Source organism: Chitinophaga polysaccharea, from assembly GCF_902150045.1.
GTDB lineage: Bacteria > Bacteroidota > Bacteroidia > Chitinophagales > Chitinophagaceae > Chitinophaga > Chitinophaga polysaccharea_A.
Window position 1 is genome coordinate 3,148,808 of record NZ_CABFVU010000001.1, and the last position, 19,140, is coordinate 3,167,947.

Below are 19,140 nucleotides of genomic sequence, written 5' to 3' on the forward strand. Positions count from 1 at the left end.
CGCTAAAAGCTGAAAATAATATTTCTAACAGCTGATAGCTAACTGCTAAAGGCTATATACACAGCTCCCGACGGAGCTTGATTAATGCAAATCAATGACTACATTTGAATCACTGGGCTTACAAGAGCCTATTTTAAAGGGAATTACGGACCTGGGCTTCGTTTCCCCAACTCCCATCCAGGAACAGGCAATACCAGTATTGTTAGGAGGCGACCGCGATTTCGTAGGTCTTGCCCAGACGGGCACCGGTAAAACTGCCGCATTTGGCCTGCCACTGTTGCAGCAACTGGATCTGAAAATAAATAAACCACAGGGCCTGATCTTATGCCCTACCCGTGAACTCTGTTTGCAGATCACCAATGATCTGAAAAACTTCAGCAAATACCTGGGCGATGTGAGCATCGTAGCGGTATATGGCGGTTCCAGCATTGTTCAGCAGCTGCGTGAACTGAAAAGAGGAGTACACATTGTGGTGGCTACTCCCGGCCGTTTACTGGATATCATTGACCGTGGCGCGGTTAACTTTGAAAATGTGCGCTACGCTATACTGGATGAAGCAGATGAAATGCTGAACATGGGATTCCAGGAAGATATCAACAGTATCCTGTCCAACACACCTGAAGGTAAAACCACCTGGTTGTTTTCTGCTACCATGCCACAGGAAGTTCGCCGTATCGCCAAGAAATACATGGAAGATCCGTTTGAACTGACCGTAGGCAACAAAAACAGCGGTAATGTTAATATTGAGCACGAATACTATGTAGTGCGCCCGCGCGATAAATACGCGGCCCTCAAACGTATCGTGGATTTCAACCCTGAAATTTTTGGTATCATCTTTACCCGTACCAAAATTGAATCACAGGAAATCGCCGAATCACTGATCAAGGATGGTTACAATGCGGATGCCCTGCATGGTGACTTAACCCAGCAACAGCGTGATAAGGTAATGAAACGCTTCCGCGAAAGAGCGCTGCAGGTGCTGGTAGCAACCGACGTAGCTGCACGTGGTATTGACGTGGACAACGTAACGCACGTAATCAACTACGACCTGCCCGACGACGTGGAAAACTACACCCACAGAAGCGGCCGTACAGGAAGGGCTGGTAAATCAGGTATCTCTATTGCTGTGATCAGCAGCCGCGATATCGGGAAGATCCGCCAGATTGAACGTGTGATCCAGAAGAAATTTGTGAAAGCTGAAGTACCCGATGGTTTTGCAGTTTGCGAAAAACAACTGTTCGGCCTGGTACATAAAGTACATAATGTAGTAGTAAACGAAGAGCAGATTGAACCTTACATGGAGCGCATCAACGAAGAGTTTGCATCCATGACCAAGGAAGACCTGATCAAACGTTTTGCTTCCCTCGAATTCAACCAGTTCCTGGAATACTACCAGGATGCGCCGGATCTGAACGCGAAAGACGACAGACGCGGTGCGATCGGGGAAGATAAAGGACCACGCAGAAGCGATGGCAAGTTCACCCGTTTGTTCATCAACCTGGGCTCTGTAGACGATTTCAACCGCGGCGATATGCTTCGTTACCTGTGTGACAATACCGGTTTACGTGGCAATAAAATTGGCCGTATCGATCTGAAAGGCGTTTATTCCTTCTTTGAAGTAGAGAATGATGAACTGGCAAAAGTAACCGAAGCTTTCAAGAAAGTGGAATATAATGGCCGCAGTGTGAGGATCGAGATGTCACAGGATGGCGACAGACGTCCACGTTCCGGTGGCGATTACGGTCCGCGTAAAAGAAGCTGGAGCGCTGAAGGTGGCCGCCCGGGTGGTAGCCGCAGCGGTGGCGACAGACGTGAGTCTTTCGGCAGTGGTGGCAAGCCTCCGTTCCGTAAGAAGTACTAATCCGCATACCGGAATAGCTATATAATTGAAAAAGGTGTCCACGGGGCACCTTTTTTGTTTTCATGAAAATATCTGTTTCATCCTTGCTGTCATTTTCCCAAAAATTAAACTATCTTGTTAGTCAAGACACCCAATTCACACGTTACTATGACCGGAGATACAAATCGCGCTTTACAGTATGTAGAACCATTCACCCTGTTTTCTTCCAGTGATATTACCCTTTTCCAGGCGGGCTCACACTACCGGCTATACGAAAAGTTCGGGGCGCACGCCACAGAAGTGGAAGGCGCCAGTGGAACATACTTTGCCGTTTGGGCGCCGGATGCCGCATTTGTGGCCGTAATGGGTGATTTTAACGGTTGGGATCATTATAGTCATACCCTTTACCCCCGGTGGGACAGCTCCGGGATCTGGGAAGGCTTTGTGCCCGGGGTGAAACCCGGCGCCCTCTACAAATATTTTATCCGTTCCAACAGCGGCGAAGAGCTGATCAAAGGAGACCCTTACGCCAATCACTGGGAGGTACGCCCTAAAACCGCGTCCGTAGTATACCCGCTGGATTATGAATGGGATGATAAGAAATGGATGGATAACCGCCGGAACAATAATGCATTGGACCGTCCTTTTGCCGTATACGAGGTGCACCTGGGTTCCTGGCGCCGCCCGGATACTGCTGATCCTGAGCGGGTATATTCTTACCAGGAAATAGCCGAAATGCTGGTGCCGTATGTGAAGGAAATGGGCTTTACCCATGTGGAGATGATGCCCGTGATGGAACATCCTTTTGATGGTTCCTGGGGTTACCAGATCACCGGGTATTTTGCACCTACTTCCAGGCATGGCACGCCACAGGATTTTATGGAAATGGTGGAAGCGTTCCACCTCGCAGGTATCGGCGTAATACTGGATTGGGTACCTTCCCATTTTCCGTATGATGCGCATGGATTATTCCGGTTCGACGGATCGCATGTATATGAGTATGCGGATATGCGTAAAGGCTATCACCCGGACTGGAACAGCTATATTTTTAACTATGCAAGGAATGAAGTACGGTCGTTTTTGCTGAGCAATGCCATTTTCTGGTTCGACCGGTTTCACGTAGATGGAATACGTGTAGATGCCGTAGCTTCTATGATCCACCTGGATTATTCCAGGGGAAGAGGCGCCTGGGAGCCTAACGAAGTGGGAGGCAATGAGAACCTGGAAGCCATCAGTTTCCTGAAGAAACTGAACGAAACGGTGTATGCGCTGTTTCCCGATGTACAAACCATTGCAGAGGATTCCACCTCGCATTACGGGGTATCAAGACCAACCTTTATGGGAGGTTTGGGTTTTGGGATGAAATGGATGATGGGATGGATGAATGATACCATTGATTATTTCAAAAGGGACCCCATTCACCGGAAGTGGTACCAGAACGATCTGACCTTTAGTATGGTATATGCGTTCGGGGAGAACTTCATGTTGCCGCTGAGCCATGATGAAGTGGTTCATGGGAAGTCGCCCATGCTGTATAAAATGCCTGGCGACGACTGGCAGAAATTTGCGAATCTCCGTTTATTATACAGCTATATGTATACCCATCCCGGTACAAAGCTGCTGTTCATGGGAGATGAGTTTGGGCAAACGTCTGAATGGAATTACCGTGGGGAGCTCGACTGGCACCTGATGCAGCATGCCACTCACCAGGGATTGAAAACGTTTGTAAAGGAGGTCAATGAATTTTATACAGGTTCCACCGCTTTGTATGAGCAGCAATTCGATCCTGCGGGGTTTGAATGGATCACGGTAAATGATTATGATAACTGTGTGCTGGCTTATACACGGAAGGGAAAGGCAGTAGATGACATCCTGCTGGTAGTGCTTAATATGACTCCCGTAGTGCGTGAGAACTACCTCATAGGGCTTCCTGTGGGAGGGGAGTGGGAAGAAGTATTAAACAGTGATGCACCGAAGTATTATGGCAGCGGCGTGCTGAACACAGGTGTAATCCGGACCACTAAACAGATATATAACGGCAGGGACTATACGATTTCTTTGCGTCTGCCTCCTTTGGGAGCAACCATACTTCGGCTTATCCGCAGGTTGCCGGAGGCGGATTTTGTCTTGGAACACTGATTATGATGATTATGATGATTTCGCTGATTTTTTATAAAAACCAAGAAGCTGTCTCATAAATATTGAGGCAGCTTCTTTCGTTTATAATAATATTTCCGTCAATTTGATTTGAAAATTAAAAACCAAGGGTTCGCCAGCCATTTTAAGCAGCCTTCTTACGAAGATTATGTGCTAATGCTAATAATCCGGCTTCAATACTCACTTTGTCCAGCCCTCGCATCATAAATCGCTTAAATAGGTGATTATGCTTGATATTAGCAAAAACAGGTTCGGTGTCATGGCATCTTTGCTTACGTTTTTCGATGCCCCGCTTGGTTTTCAGCCTTTTTTCTGCTCGCCGTTTTAAGCGGTTTAAATTGTGATTTACCTCGATTATTCGATTCCCTTTTTGCCCATGGCAATCACTCCGTAATGGACATCCATTACATTTTCCAGCTTTATACCTGGTGATGGTTTGCTTAAAGCCAGCCTTAGTAAGATGCTGGTGACTACCAATATTTTTCATCGTTTTCCCAGACGGACAGATATATTTGTCTTTTTCCTGATCATAGGTAAGTTTATCTGTCCTATATGGGTTTTTATTCCGGCTATTTCCATGTTGATCACGGTCAAAATGATTATACTTTACATAGGCCGTAATACGTTTTTTTTCAAGCCATTCGTAGTTTTGTTCACTTCCGTATCCTGCATCAGCCGTGATATTGGAAGGCATTTTCCCATACTGGCGTCTAAATATATTCAGATGCCCCTGCAGGGTATTGGTATCAGTGGTATTCTGATGAAGACTGTAATTGACAATGTATTGGTTATTAGTGCTTATCTGTAGGTTATATGCTGGTTTTAATTGTCCGTTTTTCATATGATCTTCCTTCATTCGCATAAAAGTGGCATCTTCATCTGTTTTGCTATAGCTGCTTCTGTCATCCCCCATTATGTTTTCCTGTTCGGCATAACGCGCTAGTGCAGAAGGCCAATTTTTCTTAGCATAGTTTAATCTCTGCCTTATTTTTTTATCTATTGGTTTGTCTTTTAATGCCTCATTTATCGTGGCTATTGTTTGCTCAATTTTTTCACTGGCAATTTTATCAAAGCCCGATGGATCGTGATCGTCATCTAACTCGGCAGCAGCAATAGATTGAGCGTATTGCCATAATTCATTCAGCTGCTGCTGCATTTTTGCCTTGTTGTTTTTTATGGAATTGCCCCATACAAAAGTGTATCTGTTTGCATTGGCTTCTATTTTTGTGCCGTCGGTGTAAAGTTCTTTCAAACTCAAAACTCCTTCTTCACATAATAGTAATACTACCTGCGTAAAGATAGGTTGCAAGGTTTTTTGAAGACGTTGGCCCCGGAATCGGTTAATTGTATTGTGATCGGGCTTACTCATGCCACTTAACCACATAAAGTTGATATTCTGATGAAGGGCTTCCTCTATCTTGCGACTACTATATATATTATTTATATATGCAAAAACCAGTACCTTCAGCAACATTCGGGGATGATAGTTACTTGCCCCTCCTGGTTTATACTGCTGCATTAACTGCCCAATGTCTACTTTGTCCAGAATATCGCTGACTACCCGTACAGGGTGATTTTGAGCCACCAGCTCACTTAAATCAGGAGGTAGGAGCATTCCCTGATACTGGTGATTGCTCTTAAAGGACACTACTAATGATTTTCCTCTTGCCATAAATTAAAAATAGGCAATCATTTTGGCTGCAAATACCCCAAAATCAAAATATTTATCAACCACCAACGTGGATAAATGGACCCTAATTAGTAAATAAAAAAAGGCTGCATCATTTATTTATGAGACAGCCTCTTAATTTTTTAATCTATTAACAAGACATCCATGAAATCCTCAAAATCATCATAATCAGTGTTCCAAGACAATTTCCCCGCCGAACGGGTTAGTCTTCCAGGTTGGGATGATTATATTGAGCGGAATTGGTAAGTTCGTTTGACTGAATTTTATAAAAAAGATTCCGGGGAATAGCAGTAAATATTTTCGCTGTTATCTCCCCGGAATTTTTTATTATGATGGTAGCTATGTATTAAATACTTTATAATTTTTAAAGATTCTATTTTGTTTCATCTTTATAAAAGACAAAGAATAAGTTCTTTATAAAATCCCAAAGAAAGCCTCCTGCTAATCAGCATAATCATCTTAATCCCAGGTTAGAAAAAATCCGCACGGGGTTAAACTTTACTTTATTTCCGCAGTCTATTAGCTATCTGATCCCTTTGGCAATAACCGGTGATGGTGGTACGTTTTATGTGGTATTGGTATTTCAACCAGATCAATTTGTCCATATTTTTATTTAGTTACATAAAACCGTTCTTTTTATGAAAAACTACCTCCGCAAACCGGGGCCTGGTTTAGTGATGGCGATGTTGGCTGCTGTTACATTGGTGGTATCCTGCAAGAAGGATAATTCCACATCTACCACGCCTGTTCCGGACAATAAGCAAAAAGTAAGTCTTTATTTATCAGATGATCCGGGGTACTTTGATAAGGTATTACTGGATATCCGCAGTGTGGAAGTACTGGTGGATACCTGCGGCAAAACGGATGATGACAACTGGTCCGACAGGGACCGTTGCTGGTGGGATGAAGACCGCCACGACCGGAACAGTGGCCCGGATAGCTGCCAGTTGTGGGATTCACTGGATATTAACCCGGGTGTTTATGACCTGCTGACTTTAAGGAACGGCGCCGACACGCTGCTGGCAGGCGGCATAGTGGCGAAAGGAACCATGGAACGTATCCGTATCACTATCGGCGACCAGAACTCACTGGTTAAAGATGGCGTTACCTATCCTGTAAAATCGATCGCGGGACAATCCAGGATCATTGTAAGAGTGCGCCATAACGAATGGGATGAGCTGAGTGCAGATAACCTGCAGCTGTGGCTTGACTTTGATGTACAGCGCTCCATCATCAGAACCTGGAATGGAAAATTCATCCTCAAACCCTACATTAACGTATTCACCATTCTCAAAATGGGCAGCATTTCCGGCAAAGTAACCCCATGGGATGCCTACCCCGTGATTTCTATCTATAACAGCAGTAACGATACTTTATACGCACTGCCGTGGAGAAGCGGGGAATACAAGGTGCGCGGCCTGAAAGCAGGCAACGACTGGAACGTTTTTGTGAATGCTTCCAATGGTTATCAGGACACCACCGTTACCGGTGTGAAAGTAGAGCGGGGCAAGGATACGCGGATCGGCAATATACAGCTGCATAAATAAGGCGTCGCCTTCGCGGATTTTGTCTGACTCAGGATTATGATGATTAGTTTGATTTTATACTTTTGAATTTTTTTAAAAAGAATAAGGGAGACGGAAGCGGATTTTACCGCTTTATCTCCCTTAATCATTCAAAAAGTAAACAGTAAAATCAAGCTAATCATCATAATCCTGAGTCAGACAAAATCCGCGTAGGTGACTATACGCTTTAAATATTTAACTTGTGGCAAAGTGCTATCTATGAAAAGAGTATTGTTTTTATGTTTGTCGCTGTTACTGTTTTGGAGCAACGGAATGGCCCAGGCGAAAGTGAACCAGCGCGATGCGCAAAACCGTAAACAGGGCCGTTGGATAGAAGAAGTGGGAGAGCTACGGGGTGAGCCGGGGTATACCTGGGAGGGCGTTTATAAGAATGGCCGTAAGGAGGGTGTATGGAAAAAGACTTCTGCCATTGGCAATTTGCTGGCGGAAGAAACCTATAAGAACAATGTGCTGGACGGGTATTGCAAATATTATTTCCCCAATGGGAAACTCAGTGAGGAAGGAGCTTTCCTGGCTACAGAAATTGAAGGACAGCGGGATACGATCATGATCATTGACCCGGTCACCAACGCTGAAACCCCTACGGAGATTGTAAGGCAGGGGAATTCCGTTCGTAACGGGGTATGGAAATTATATGATGAGGAAACAGGGAAGATGGTAAAGGAATATTACAAAAGAGGTGAAACCGTGAGCGCAGATGAGCTGGGCGACAGCACGGAAACAGCCACCCCGGCGGTAAAGAAGGCGCCATTGCAGCTGCCGCATGAAAATGCCGGCAAGCATAAAAAGAAGAGCTGATTAAAATGAACGGGAAGAAGGCTAAAATGAACAAAAAGATTTTATCTGTTTTAGCTTTTTTTATGTAATTTCATTGAAGGATGTGATTTATAGAACCCGTAAATCACCAATAATCTTTTATTGCAAAATCCTTTTAACTTGTTTGTATGAAAAGCCTAAGTATCAACCACGCAGAAAATCCTCAGGAACTACACGGAATAGAATATACGACCGATAAGATGGAAATCCTTTTCAGAGCTGTTTTTATCTTCCTGGTATTTTGTGCATTGACATCTATTTTCTTTCTGTCTATTTTTTATTGAGCATAAACAATAATCATCAACATTAAAAAGGCTCAGGGATGAGTGTTCATCTTTGAGCCTTTATGTTTTTGTTTATTTGCTAAATTGATTTTCTATGATGTAACCCTTATTCATAAAGGATCTACAGGCTTTGTACCGTTATAATTGCTTTACAGACCCTTAATTCAATGTTAAGGAGTCATTCATTTTGTTCATTCTCCATTTACGGCAGTTGAACATTTTGTACAATGATATTTAGCATCTATTTTTATATTTCTAAAGTTGGCATAGGTTATGAAACCGGCGCGAGATCTCTATCTGAAGTGCCTTTTTTCTTTTTACCACTTTAGTTGTTTATAGCTACTTCATTGATATTTCTTCAAAGTTTCTTGGTACCACGAAAGACACCGTATTATCTGCCGGCAGGTTTACGGGCAACAGGGCAACGGCTTGTCCGTCTACCAGCAGGGTAGTAGGTTTGAACGGCAGGCCATGTATAATGATCCTATGATTTTTATAGGAGGTTTCGTAGTTGATATAGAATTGTTTTTTGAGATAAAACTGTTGTGCAGTAGAACGTTGCTTGAAGCGGATCACATTATACTGGCCGTTCTTATAACCGTAGTGATCGCCGGCGTCTTCATACAATACGCTTTTTACCTCTTCTTCCCCAAAGTAAACATGCAGCAGCATTTCAGTAACCGGGGTTTGCTGGGTGTACTGCATTTCCGGGTATTCCGGTAACACGGCGCCCGCTTTTACAAACAGCGGCATTTCATCCAGGGGTGTTTTTACTTTTACTTCTTTGGCGCCGGTGTATTTCTGGTCGTTCCAGAAATAGTACCAGTTACCGGCAGGGAGGTATACACCTTTCTCCTGCATTCCTTTTTCGCTTACATGACTGATGAGCAGCGAATCGCCGAACATAAATTCATGTGAGCAGTTGTGCGTGGCCGGATCCGTTTGCGCAACAAAAGCCAGCGGGCGCAGCATAGGCGTGCCCTGAGAGGCATATTGCCAGAAGGTGGTATACAGGTAAGGGAGCAGCTTATATCTTAACGTAATAAATTTAGTCACCACCTTTTCATACTCAGCGCCGAAGCTCCAGGGCTCCTGGTTAAAGCCTGTTTCATTGCTGGCAGAGTGAGTACGCATGAGCGGGTGGAAAACCGCCAGTTGTATCCAGCGGGTATACAGTTCGCCATCGGGCTCACCGATGAAACCGCCGATATCGCTACCGGTGAACGATATTCCCGAAACGGACAAACGCTGGCACTGCACGCTGGCCAGCCAGAGGTGCTCCCAGCTGGAAACATTGTCGCCGGTCCATACCGAAGACCAGCGCTGGGCGCCTGCATAGCAGGAGCGGGTAATGAGGAAAGAGCGGTTGGGCATCAGGTATTTCTTCATACCGGCTGCAGTGGCCTTGCTCATAAGATGGCCGTATACGTTGTGTGCTTTACGGTGACTAACCTCTTCGCCATCGTAATCGTGGCGCACATCTTCGGGGAAGGAGCCCATTTCAAACACAGCAGGTTCATTCATATCGTTCCAGACGCCGCGCACGCCAATTTCGGCCAGGCTTTTGAAAAGGCTGCTCCACCACTCCCGTACTTCGGGGTTGGTATAGTCGGGGAACACGCATTTACCGGGCCATACATCTCCTTCCATGAGCGCGCCATCGGCGCGTTTACAGAAGTAATTGTTTTTGATGCCTTCCTGGTATACGGCATAGTCGGTATCCACCTTAATGCCGGGATCAATGATCACTACTACCTTGAACCCTTCTGCCGCCAGGTCTTTGATCAGTCCTGCCGGATCGGGGAACCATTCCTTATTCCAGGTAAAGCAGCGGAAGCCATCCATATAATCGATGTCCAGGTAAATAACATCGCAGGGGATCTTCCGTTTCCGGAATTCTTTTGCGATCTCTTTCACGCGGGTGTCGGGGTAGTAGCTCCAGCGGCATTGATGGTAGCCCAAGGCCCACAGGGGAGGCAGTTCCGGCGTACCGGTAATTTTTGTATACGATTCAGCCACTTCCAGGAGGTCGGGGCCGTAAATAAAGTAATAGTTCATTTCTCCGCCCCGGGCCCAGAAACTGCATGCATCTTCCCTTTCCTTACCAAAATCGAAAATGGTACGGAAGGTATTATCAAAGAAAATACCATAGCCTATGCCATGATGCAGGCCGTAATAAAAAGGGATGTTCCGGTACAGCGGGTCTGTATCTTTCTGGTAACCATAGGCATCTGTTCCGTAGTTCTCCAGCCGTTTGCCGCGGAGGTTCAGTTCAGTAGGCTTATCGCCCAGGCCGTAAAAACATTCCCCTTCCTGTACTAACTTGCTGCAATACTGGATCTTACCGCCTTTGAGGAGGTAGTGCTGCCAGTGATACCCCATTTCGTCCTGGTTAATCACTCTGCCTTCTTTGTCTGAAATGGTGATGCGGAGGTTATCGCGGGCAATAAATACTTTCAGTTCATCTGTATATATCTCGAAAGTTTCTTCCCATTCCTTAATCCCGAATGCGATGGGCGATTCTTCCAGGGTATCACTGGTGGCATAGGAAAAATCCCTTTGAAAAGTGCCTTCAGCAGCATATCTGAAGCGAATGATCTTATCAGCGATCACCCTTATTTCGAGAATCGTTTCTGTAGTATAAAAACAAAAATAATTTCCTTCTTTTTTCCAATCCCTGATCCCATCAGGATAATGTTTGGCGCCGTATTTACTTGACGAGGTTTCAACTTGCATAATCTCTTTTTCTGGATACGCGGTAATCCGTTACCGAGGTCTTAAATTACATAAAAAAATCAGAGTAGTGATGGTCCTTTTGCGTTAGATGCTCCTTTTCCGGCGTTTATCCTGTAAATCGGCAGCTTTGCAAAAAATCCCGGCAAGTAAATGAATTACTTATTAACTTCATATCAATAAATTTACTTTTTGCTTTAACCTATTTTAGTGGGTGCACCTTTCCAGGAGCACCTTTTTATTGATGTTAGCCTGTAATACTGTTTGGATCAATGGTTTACCAATTCGCCGATCTCTTTCCGGGCCACATATACCTTTGTACCCTTCCTGGCTTTCGCCGCCACATTGAATCCTTTCCCGATCGTTTCCCAGTGATGCCCGCCGTCTGTTGAAATATCCGTGCCGGAAGTACCGGTAGTGATGAGCAGCTGCGGGCCGATCCAGGCTACACAGGAGCGGTATCCGCCCGGCGGGGTGGCGGGTGCTTCCCAGCTGCGGCCTCCATCGGAAGTGAGCATACAGTTGCCTTTACGCAAGGTATCCTGCTTATAATCGCCACCCACGGCAATGCCATTGGCCGCATCCCGGAACGCAATGGAAAATACGCCGGTAGTACTGCTGCCCTGCACCAAAGGGATCGTATATGCCTCCCCGTTACCGCCGCTTTTAAAGAGTCGCGCTACCTGGCCACCGGTCGCAAAGTAAACGTTATTTTCCGGAAGTAATACCATACTGGTGCCACTGGCGGCAAAGATGGCTTCCCCTTCTGCGGCGCGGGGCAAAGTGGCAACAGGATCGGCTTCCCAGCTATGCCCGCCATTATGTGTCCGGATGACAGTAAATCTTCCATCTATCGGATCGCCGATGGCGATGCCTTCCTGTTCGTTAATGAACTGCATGGCATCAAAGAAAATGCCTGGCCTGTTATCATAGAATACCTGTTTCCAGGAATTGCCTCCATCTTCGGTTAAAAAAATCAACGCCGGTGCGCCGGCATTTAATACAATGGCTTTACGATCGTTAAAGGCATACAGCGAACGCCAGTCGCAGCTGTCGCAGCCGCTTACCGTGGCCCATTTCCAGTGCCTGCCCCCGTCTGTGCTGCTGCCTACCTGGCCGCCGGTACCGGAAGCCCATACAATATCATCGGTTACTACGCTAAGCCCCCTGATACTTTGAACCGGAGTTGCTGTAAGGATGTTTATATGATAACCGGCAGCATTCTGTTGGGCGGCGGCGGGTGTGAAGGCAGATAATAGTGCAAAGCATCCGGGCAGGAGCGGGCGCAGCAGGGATAAGGCATAACGTGCAAAGCAGCGTTGACGGATGTTTGAGCCTGGCCGGCCGGATGTTGCGTTGACTGTATTCATAAAGCATTTCATTTATTCCCAATCTGTTACCGGGAAGAAAATTACAAAATTGCTACAAAGTGTGACACAGATTTATATATTTGCAGATTACCTGACCTGCTTACACAATAACAATATTCCAGTGCATCGACCGTATCGCTTAAAAATGTTTATCCTATGCTGCTGTATTTGGGGACTATTCCCCGGAATGCTCCATGCACAGGACAAGCCATACATTTTTGACAGTTACAGCGTTAATGAGGGCCTTTCTCAAAGCACTGTATTTGATATTACCCGCGATGACCAGGGATTTATGTGGATTGCCACCCGCGATGGGATCAACCGCTTCGATGGTTATACCTTTAATGAGTACCGCTATAAACCAAGCTCGCTCTATAAGGCCGGTGAAGGGAAAGGGGAGCTGGTAGCCCGTGGCGCTACAGGCAACCGTGCGGTGATCAACCGTTTTGATCTGAAGGGATACAAAGGCTTTTCTTTTTATAAAGACAGTCGCTCTCAACTGCTGCTGGCCCATAACAACGGTATCAGCGTATACGATAAATACAAGAATAACTTCAGCAGGCTGTTTGAAGATACCACCGCTGTAAACGCCGCAGAGCGGGATACCAATGTGAAATTTGTGATCCTGGGAGAAGACACGGCCACCAATACGCTGTGGGTATGGCGCCCGATGAAAGGCATCTATGTACTGGACAATACCACTTATGTTACCCGCCGTATCATCCTGTACCCGCCCCAGTTCCTGCAAAGAAGCATATTGCCTTCCGCGGTGATGAAAGACGGGAACACCATCTGGATGAACGGGGACCAGGGAGAGCTCTTTTCCCTGAACATTAAAAACCTTCGCATCTCCACCTATTGTTTACCGGGCGTTGGCAGCAAACCGTTGTTGCGTAACCTGAATAAAGATTCGATGCTCATTATCAGCGCAGGGCATATTACGTTGTTTAATAAACAACGCAATAAATTCAGCGACCTGGTTTTTGATATGAAGAACGAGAAAGGGGAGCCGTTCATCCCGGCAGTGTCTGAACTGGACCAGTACGGCAATGTATGGATCGGCGGAAGCGATGGCGTGCTGATTTACAGTATTGCCCGTAATGAAATTATGCGGCATATTGTGAGCTTCAATACATTTGAAACGCGCTCATTCAACGATGTATCCTGGCTTTACCGCGATGTGGCCGATAATATGTGGGTAGGCACAGATGGTGACGGATTAAAAAAATATTCCCCTCATAAAAAAGTATTCAATCTTTACCGTTCTCCTTATATCACCCATAACATGGTGCAGGCCGTGTACAAGCATGATGATGGTAAACTGTATGTGGGACTGATGCGTGATGGAATGAATATTTATGAAGATGGGGGAAAATTCCTGGAGCGTATTTCAAATGAATTATATCCCGGGAAGTTTCCCGGAAATGACCTGGGAGCTATTTGCCGGGAGAACGGAGATCAGCTGTGGCTGCACTTTGCAGGCATGCACATCGGGCTGTTCAATGTACAAACCAAATCCTTTACTGACCTGACCGGGAAAGTAACCGCATTAGGCTTACCTACACAGCAGGCTCCATTTCCTTTCCTGTTCAAGCGTACTAACGGACAGCTATATTTTAACTATGGAGGTTACCTGCTGATGTTTGACGAAACCGAGAAAGGACATGAAGCCGCAGTGGTACATCATTTCAAGGATGAGATATTGTCTGCCTTCTACGAAGACTATATGGGTAACCAGTACGTGGGTACGAAATCGGCGCTGTATGTAAAGCGGGTGGCCGACTCGCGCTGGAGAAGCGTATTCATTCCTTCCGGTACCACCGTTAAATCCATCAATAAAAATGCGCACAAGGAGTTGCTGGTAGCAACCAACAAAGGATTATTCATCCTGGATGATGCGGGCCGTATTAAGAAGCATTACAACAGTTACGATAATCCCAAGCTGATCAACGATTACATGTATGGTGTGCTGCTGGATGACAAAGACCGGATCTGGGTGAGCCACAATAAGGGGCTATCGCAGATCAACCCGTTAACAGATGAGATCACTACTTATAACAACGAGGACGGGTTGCAGTCGAACGAGTTTAATACAGGCGCGTTTTATAAATCCATCGACGGCGAATTATTTTTTGGCGGTATCCGTGGCGTAAACGGTTTTTATCCAAAAAATTTCCGGGACAATCTGTCTAATGCAAAAGTGATCATCCGCCGTATGGAGGTGCTGGACAAGCCGTATGAATCCGACACTGCGATTTCATTGCTCACGAAAATTGAATTGCCGTATAACCAGAATACGATTGCTATAGAATTTGTGCCGCTGGAGTATACCAATCCCTTGAAGAACAAGGTGCAGTACAAGTTGGAAGGCGCGGATGAAGACTGGGTACAGGCCGGCACTTTCCGGATGGCGCGTTATACGAACCTGCACCCGGGCAGTTATGTTTTTAAGTTAAGAGGATCTAATAATGATGATATCTGGAGCACGGTGCCTACCACGCTGGAGATAGTAATTAAAATTCCTTTCTGGCAATCGCTGTGGTTCCGGTTTTTATTATTGCTGTTGCTACTGGGAATTGCCTATTATTTTTCCACCTTGTACCTTGATTATAAGATAAGGCATGAGAAGCTGAAGCTGGAGAAAGAGCAGGCGGTAGACCAGGAGCGGGCGCGTATTTCCAGCGATATGCATGACGACCTGGGCTCAGGGCTATCTACTATCCGCCTGCTGAGCGAAGTGGCCAAAAGAAAGATACAGGATCCTTCGCAGACGAGAGAAGTGGAGCGTATTTCAGAAACGGCCGGAGAGATGGTAGACAAAATGAGTGAGATCATCTGGGCAATGAGCTCCTCCAACGATTCACTGGCTAACCTCATTGCTTATATGAGAAGCTTTGCAGCCGAGTTCCTGGAGCATGCACACATCACGCACCAGTTCTATATTCCCGAAGTGATCCCGAACATCAAGCTGAGCGGAGGAACACGAAGGAATATTTATTTAGCGGTGAAAGAATCGTTGCATAACGTAGTGAAGCATGCAAAAGCAACAGAAGTAATTGTGGAAGTGAAGGTGCATAAAAATATGACGATAATGATCAAGGATAATGGCAAAGGATTTGACCAGGAGAAGGTTAGATTATTTGGCAACGGCCTGAAGAATATCCAGAAGAGAATGATGTCTGTAGGCGGAAACGCTGATATCAGCTCAAACAACGGCACAATAGTTTTTCTCGATATCCCACTAAATTAACATACATTTGTTTTTAATAACATTTAAGTGTTATAATTTCCTTTAAAATGACTGTATATTCAAAGAAGAAGTCCCAGGATAATATGGATACTATCACCATTGCGATAGTGGAAGATAATCATGATATCCGCACGGCTATGGAATTGCTGATTAATGGTTCTGACGGTTATGCCTGTGTAGGGACATTCAACAATGCAGAAACTGCCGTGGAACAGATCCCCCAGTTGATGCCGAATGTAGTGTTGATGGATTTCAACCTGCCGGGGGGAATGAATGGTATTGAATGTATTGCACAGTTGAAGCGTGAGCATCCCGACATGCAGTTTATGATGCTGACAGTGTATGAAGATGATGACAAAATCTTTATGGCGCTGGAAGCAGGAGCAAGTGGTTATATTCTTAAGAAAACATCTCCAGGAGAATTACTGGAAGCCATCCGTGACCTATACGACGGCGGTTCCCCGATGAGCTCGCAGATAGCGAGGAGAGTGGTTGCATTTTTCCAGAAACAGGCGAAGCCCAATCCAGCATTGGAGGCGCTGACTACGCGGGAAAAAGAGATCCTTGACCAGTTGTCCAAAGGATACCTGTATAAAGAAATTGCCAGCAACTTATTTATCAGCATTGAAACAGTAAGACGGCATGTACATAACATTTATGAAAAATTACACGTGCGCAGCCGTACGGATGCCGTCAATAAATACTACAACAGGTAATTGATAATCAGGGATCTTACCGTTTCATACAACTATGAAGCAATAAGGTCCCTGATTATTTTTTTTAGCGTTGTCCTGTTTTCGGTTTGAACAACAGGTGCACAGTCAATACCACAGCAGCAATCAACAGACAGGCAAGTTTAAATACGAGACCAGTTTTCATAGGATAGGGATTATACGGTTAATAGGTAATATGGTTAAGTTCCGAACATAACACTCCCTGATGGCTATTGCCAGGCTGATGCGACCAGTGATGAAATATTATATAAAAGCCGTTTGCAGAAAAGAGATGATGTGATCATCGCATCATCTGCCATGAATCAAATTTCCGGATGAGGCGAAGGAATTTATTTCCAATGCTGTTATCCTGTTCTTTTTTAATAAAGTAGGTAGCTGCAATAGCGGCCAGAAAAACTGCAGTAAGCAGGAGTAGAAATAGTATTTTCATAGGGACATAGGTTAGGATATCTTAAAATAGTTGACTTATGTAAATATAAAGAAATTTTTGATATAAGGATCCAGTCACATTATATTTTTTATACCATTTTCATGTGATACTTCCCGAAAATCCCCAAAACTGTTCATTATCTCCCGGAAATATAAAATTTAACAGTCTTAATACATTGGTAACAAATAAAATAAGCATAGTGTATAACTTATACTTGGGATGATTCCCTGAATCCTTTATTTTTGCCAGCAATCCGATTTTGCTAAAAGATTTAGTATCCTTGCAAAACATTGGATGACCCGGTGAAACAATAGTATTTAGGAAATTATAATATATTATGGCAAATACGGACAAAACGGATAACAAAGATCTATTTGCTTCCTATACGGAAGACTCCATACGGTCGCTGGACTGGCGGGAGCATATCCGCCTGCGGCCTGGTATGTATATCGGTAAACTGGGAGATGGCTCCAGCATGGATGATGGTATTTACATCCTGCTTAAGGAGGTAACGGATAACTGTATTGACGAGCATACCATGGGTTTTGGTAAGCAGGTCGATATCAAGGTAACGGAACACCATGTTACAGTGCGCGATTTTGGCCGTGGTATTCCTTTGGGAAAAGTGGTGGACGTAGTGAGTAAGATCAATACCGGTGCTAAATACGACAGTAAGGCCTTTCAGAAATCGGTAGGTTTGAACGGGGTGGGCACCAAAGCAGTGAATGCTTTGTCCAGCTACTTCAAGGTAACATCTGTCCGCGACGGACGTATGAAGGCCGCCGAATTTGAGAGAGGGGTGCTTGTAAAGGAATATAAAGAAACTGCTACCACTGAACCTAACGGTACACAGGTTACATTTACGCCGGATGATACGGTATTTAAAAACTACCGTTTTATACCGGAATTCCTGGAGAACCAGATCTGGAACTATTGCTTCCTGAATGCGGGGCTTACCGTTAATTTCAACGGCAAGAAATACATTTCAAAGAATGGTTTGCTGGACCTGCTTCAGCGTAAAACGAACGAAGAGGATCTGCGTTATCCCATCATTCACCTGAAGGGAGAAGATATTGAAGTGGCTATTACCCATGAAAGCCAGTATGGGGAGGAGTATTATTCCTTTGTAAACGGGCAGCATACCACCCAGGGTGGTACGCACCTGGCGGCTTTCCGTGAAGCGTTTGTGAAAACGGTGCGCGACTTTTATAAGAAAGACTATGATGCTACTGATATCAGGGCCTCTATTTGTGCGGCAATATCCATCAGGGTACAGGAGCCGGTGTTTGAATCGCAAACCAAAACCAAGCTTGGCTCACAGGTAGTATATGAAGGTGGACCGTCTGTAAAGGCGTTTGTACTGGAGTTCCTTTCCAAACACCTGGACGATTACCTGCACCGCAACCCGGCCATTGCCGATGCGCTGAAGAAACGTATTGAGCAGAGTGAGCGTGAACGTAAAGAACTGGCCGGTATTAAGAAACTGGCCAATGAAAGAGCGAAGAAAGCCAACCTTCATAACAAGAAGCTGCGCGATTGCCGCCTGCACCTGAACGACGAGCTTACCGGTAAAGATAAGGCAGAACAGGAAGCCCGCCGACTGGATTCCACTATCTTTATTACAGAGGGTGATTCCGCCAGTGGTTCCATTACCAAGTCACGCAATGTGGAAACGCAGGCCGTGTTCAGCTTGCGTGGTAAACCGCTGAACAGTTTTGGTCTTACTAAAAAAGTGGTATACGAAAATGAGGAGTTCAACCTGTTACAGCATGCGTTGAATATTGAAGACGGACTGGAAGGGCTGCGCTACAATAACATTGTAGTGGCTACCGATGCTGATGTGGATGGTATGCACATCCGTTTGCTGCTGCTTACTTTCTTCCTGCAATTCTTTCCTGACCTGGTAAAGAACGGTCACGTTTATATTCTTGAAACGCCGTTGTTCCGCGTACGCAACAAGCAGCAAACTATTTACTGCTATAATGAAGACGAGAAACAGAAGGCTGTAAAGAAGCTGGGCAATAAGCCGGAGATCACCCGTTTTAAAGGATTGGGTGAAATTTCGCCGGAGGAATTTGGCCGTTTTATCGGTGAAGACATCCGTATTGAGCCCATCATTTTATCAAAAGATATTCATATCCAGAAATTGCTGGAGTACTATATGGGTAAGAATACCCAGACCCGCCAGGAGTTTATCATCAACAACCTGCGGTATGAAAAGGATTTAGTTGAAGAAACAGTATAGAAAGG

At 45.2% G+C, this 19,140-nt stretch carries 11 protein-coding genes; 7 read left to right on the forward strand and 4 right to left on the reverse strand.

Going from position 1 to position 19,140, the window contains the following annotated elements; translation table 11 throughout:
* Nucleotides 1–94: 94 nt before the first annotated feature.
* Together FN124_RS12935 and glgB are read left to right on the forward strand one after the other, a co-directional pair.
* Nucleotides 95–1,861 (forward strand): DEAD/DEAH box helicase, encoded by a 1,767-nt coding sequence (locus FN124_RS12935; RefSeq protein ID WP_142685126.1) that lies wholly within the window; start codon nucleotides 95–97, stop codon nucleotides 1,859–1,861.
* 147 nt (nucleotides 1,862–2,008) lie between these two features.
* Entirely contained in the window at nucleotides 2,009–3,979 is a 1,971-nt protein-coding gene (gene glgB / locus FN124_RS12940; RefSeq protein ID WP_142685127.1) for a 1,4-alpha-glucan branching protein GlgB, read from the forward strand.
* A 142-nt stretch (nucleotides 3,980–4,121) separates the two neighbouring features.
* Here the strand turns inward: glgB and FN124_RS12945 are convergent, their stop codons facing one another.
* The gene (locus FN124_RS12945; RefSeq protein WP_142683762.1) at nucleotides 4,122–5,669 is read right to left on the reverse strand and encodes an IS1182 family transposase; all 1,548 of its coding nucleotides are present in this window, start codon (nucleotides 5,667–5,669) and stop codon (nucleotides 4,122–4,124) included.
* A gap of 656 nt (nucleotides 5,670–6,325) precedes the next feature.
* On the opposite strand from FN124_RS12945, the gene FN124_RS12950 reads away from it, so the two are divergent.
* Together FN124_RS12950 and FN124_RS12955 are read left to right on the forward strand one after the other, a co-directional pair.
* Nucleotides 6,326–7,234 carry a DUF4382 domain-containing protein gene (locus FN124_RS12950; protein ID WP_142685128.1) on the forward strand — a complete coding sequence of 303 codons (909 nt, stop codon included), beginning with the start codon at nucleotides 6,326–6,328 and terminating at the stop codon, nucleotides 7,232–7,234.
* A 237-nt stretch (nucleotides 7,235–7,471) separates the two neighbouring features.
* Nucleotides 7,472–8,071 carry a toxin-antitoxin system YwqK family antitoxin gene (locus FN124_RS12955; RefSeq protein WP_142685129.1) on the forward strand — a complete coding sequence of 200 codons (600 nt, stop codon included), beginning with the start codon at nucleotides 7,472–7,474 and terminating at the stop codon, nucleotides 8,069–8,071.
* 641 nt (nucleotides 8,072–8,712) lie between these two features.
* Here FN124_RS12955 and FN124_RS12960 read toward each other — a convergent pair.
* Together FN124_RS12960 and FN124_RS12965 are read right to left on the reverse strand one after the other, a co-directional pair.
* Complete coding sequence (locus FN124_RS12960) at nucleotides 8,713–11,109, reverse strand: glycoside hydrolase family 31 protein (protein WP_142685130.1); 2,397 nt, start codon at nucleotides 11,107–11,109, stop codon at nucleotides 8,713–8,715.
* 266 nt (nucleotides 11,110–11,375) lie between these two features.
* Entirely contained in the window at nucleotides 11,376–12,476 is a 1,101-nt protein-coding gene (locus FN124_RS12965) for a WD40/YVTN/BNR-like repeat-containing protein (protein ID WP_185937181.1), read from the reverse strand.
* A gap of 187 nt (nucleotides 12,477–12,663) precedes the next feature.
* Between FN124_RS12965 and FN124_RS12970 the strand changes: the two genes are divergently transcribed.
* The gene (locus tag FN124_RS12970) at nucleotides 12,664–15,726 is read left to right on the forward strand and encodes a sensor histidine kinase (RefSeq protein WP_185937182.1); all 3,063 of its coding nucleotides are present in this window, start codon (nucleotides 12,664–12,666) and stop codon (nucleotides 15,724–15,726) included.
* A 47-nt stretch (nucleotides 15,727–15,773) separates the two neighbouring features.
* Nucleotides 15,774–16,442 carry a response regulator transcription factor gene (locus FN124_RS12975; RefSeq protein WP_079468073.1) on the forward strand — a complete coding sequence of 223 codons (669 nt, stop codon included), beginning with the start codon at nucleotides 15,774–15,776 and terminating at the stop codon, nucleotides 16,440–16,442.
* A 298-nt stretch (nucleotides 16,443–16,740) separates the two neighbouring features.
* Here FN124_RS12975 and FN124_RS30885 read toward each other — a convergent pair whose 3' ends face one another.
* Nucleotides 16,741–16,890, reverse strand: coding sequence for a hypothetical protein (locus tag FN124_RS30885; RefSeq protein WP_185937183.1), 150 nt, complete (start codon nucleotides 16,888–16,890; stop codon nucleotides 16,741–16,743).
* Nucleotides 16,891–17,227: 337 nt separating this feature from the next.
* Here FN124_RS30885 and FN124_RS12980 point away from each other — a divergent pair, with 337 nt between their 5' ends.
* Nucleotides 17,228–19,135, forward strand: coding sequence for a DNA topoisomerase IV subunit B (locus FN124_RS12980; RefSeq protein ID WP_142685133.1), 1,908 nt, complete (start codon nucleotides 17,228–17,230; stop codon nucleotides 19,133–19,135).
* Nucleotides 19,136–19,140: the final 5 nt, after the last annotated feature.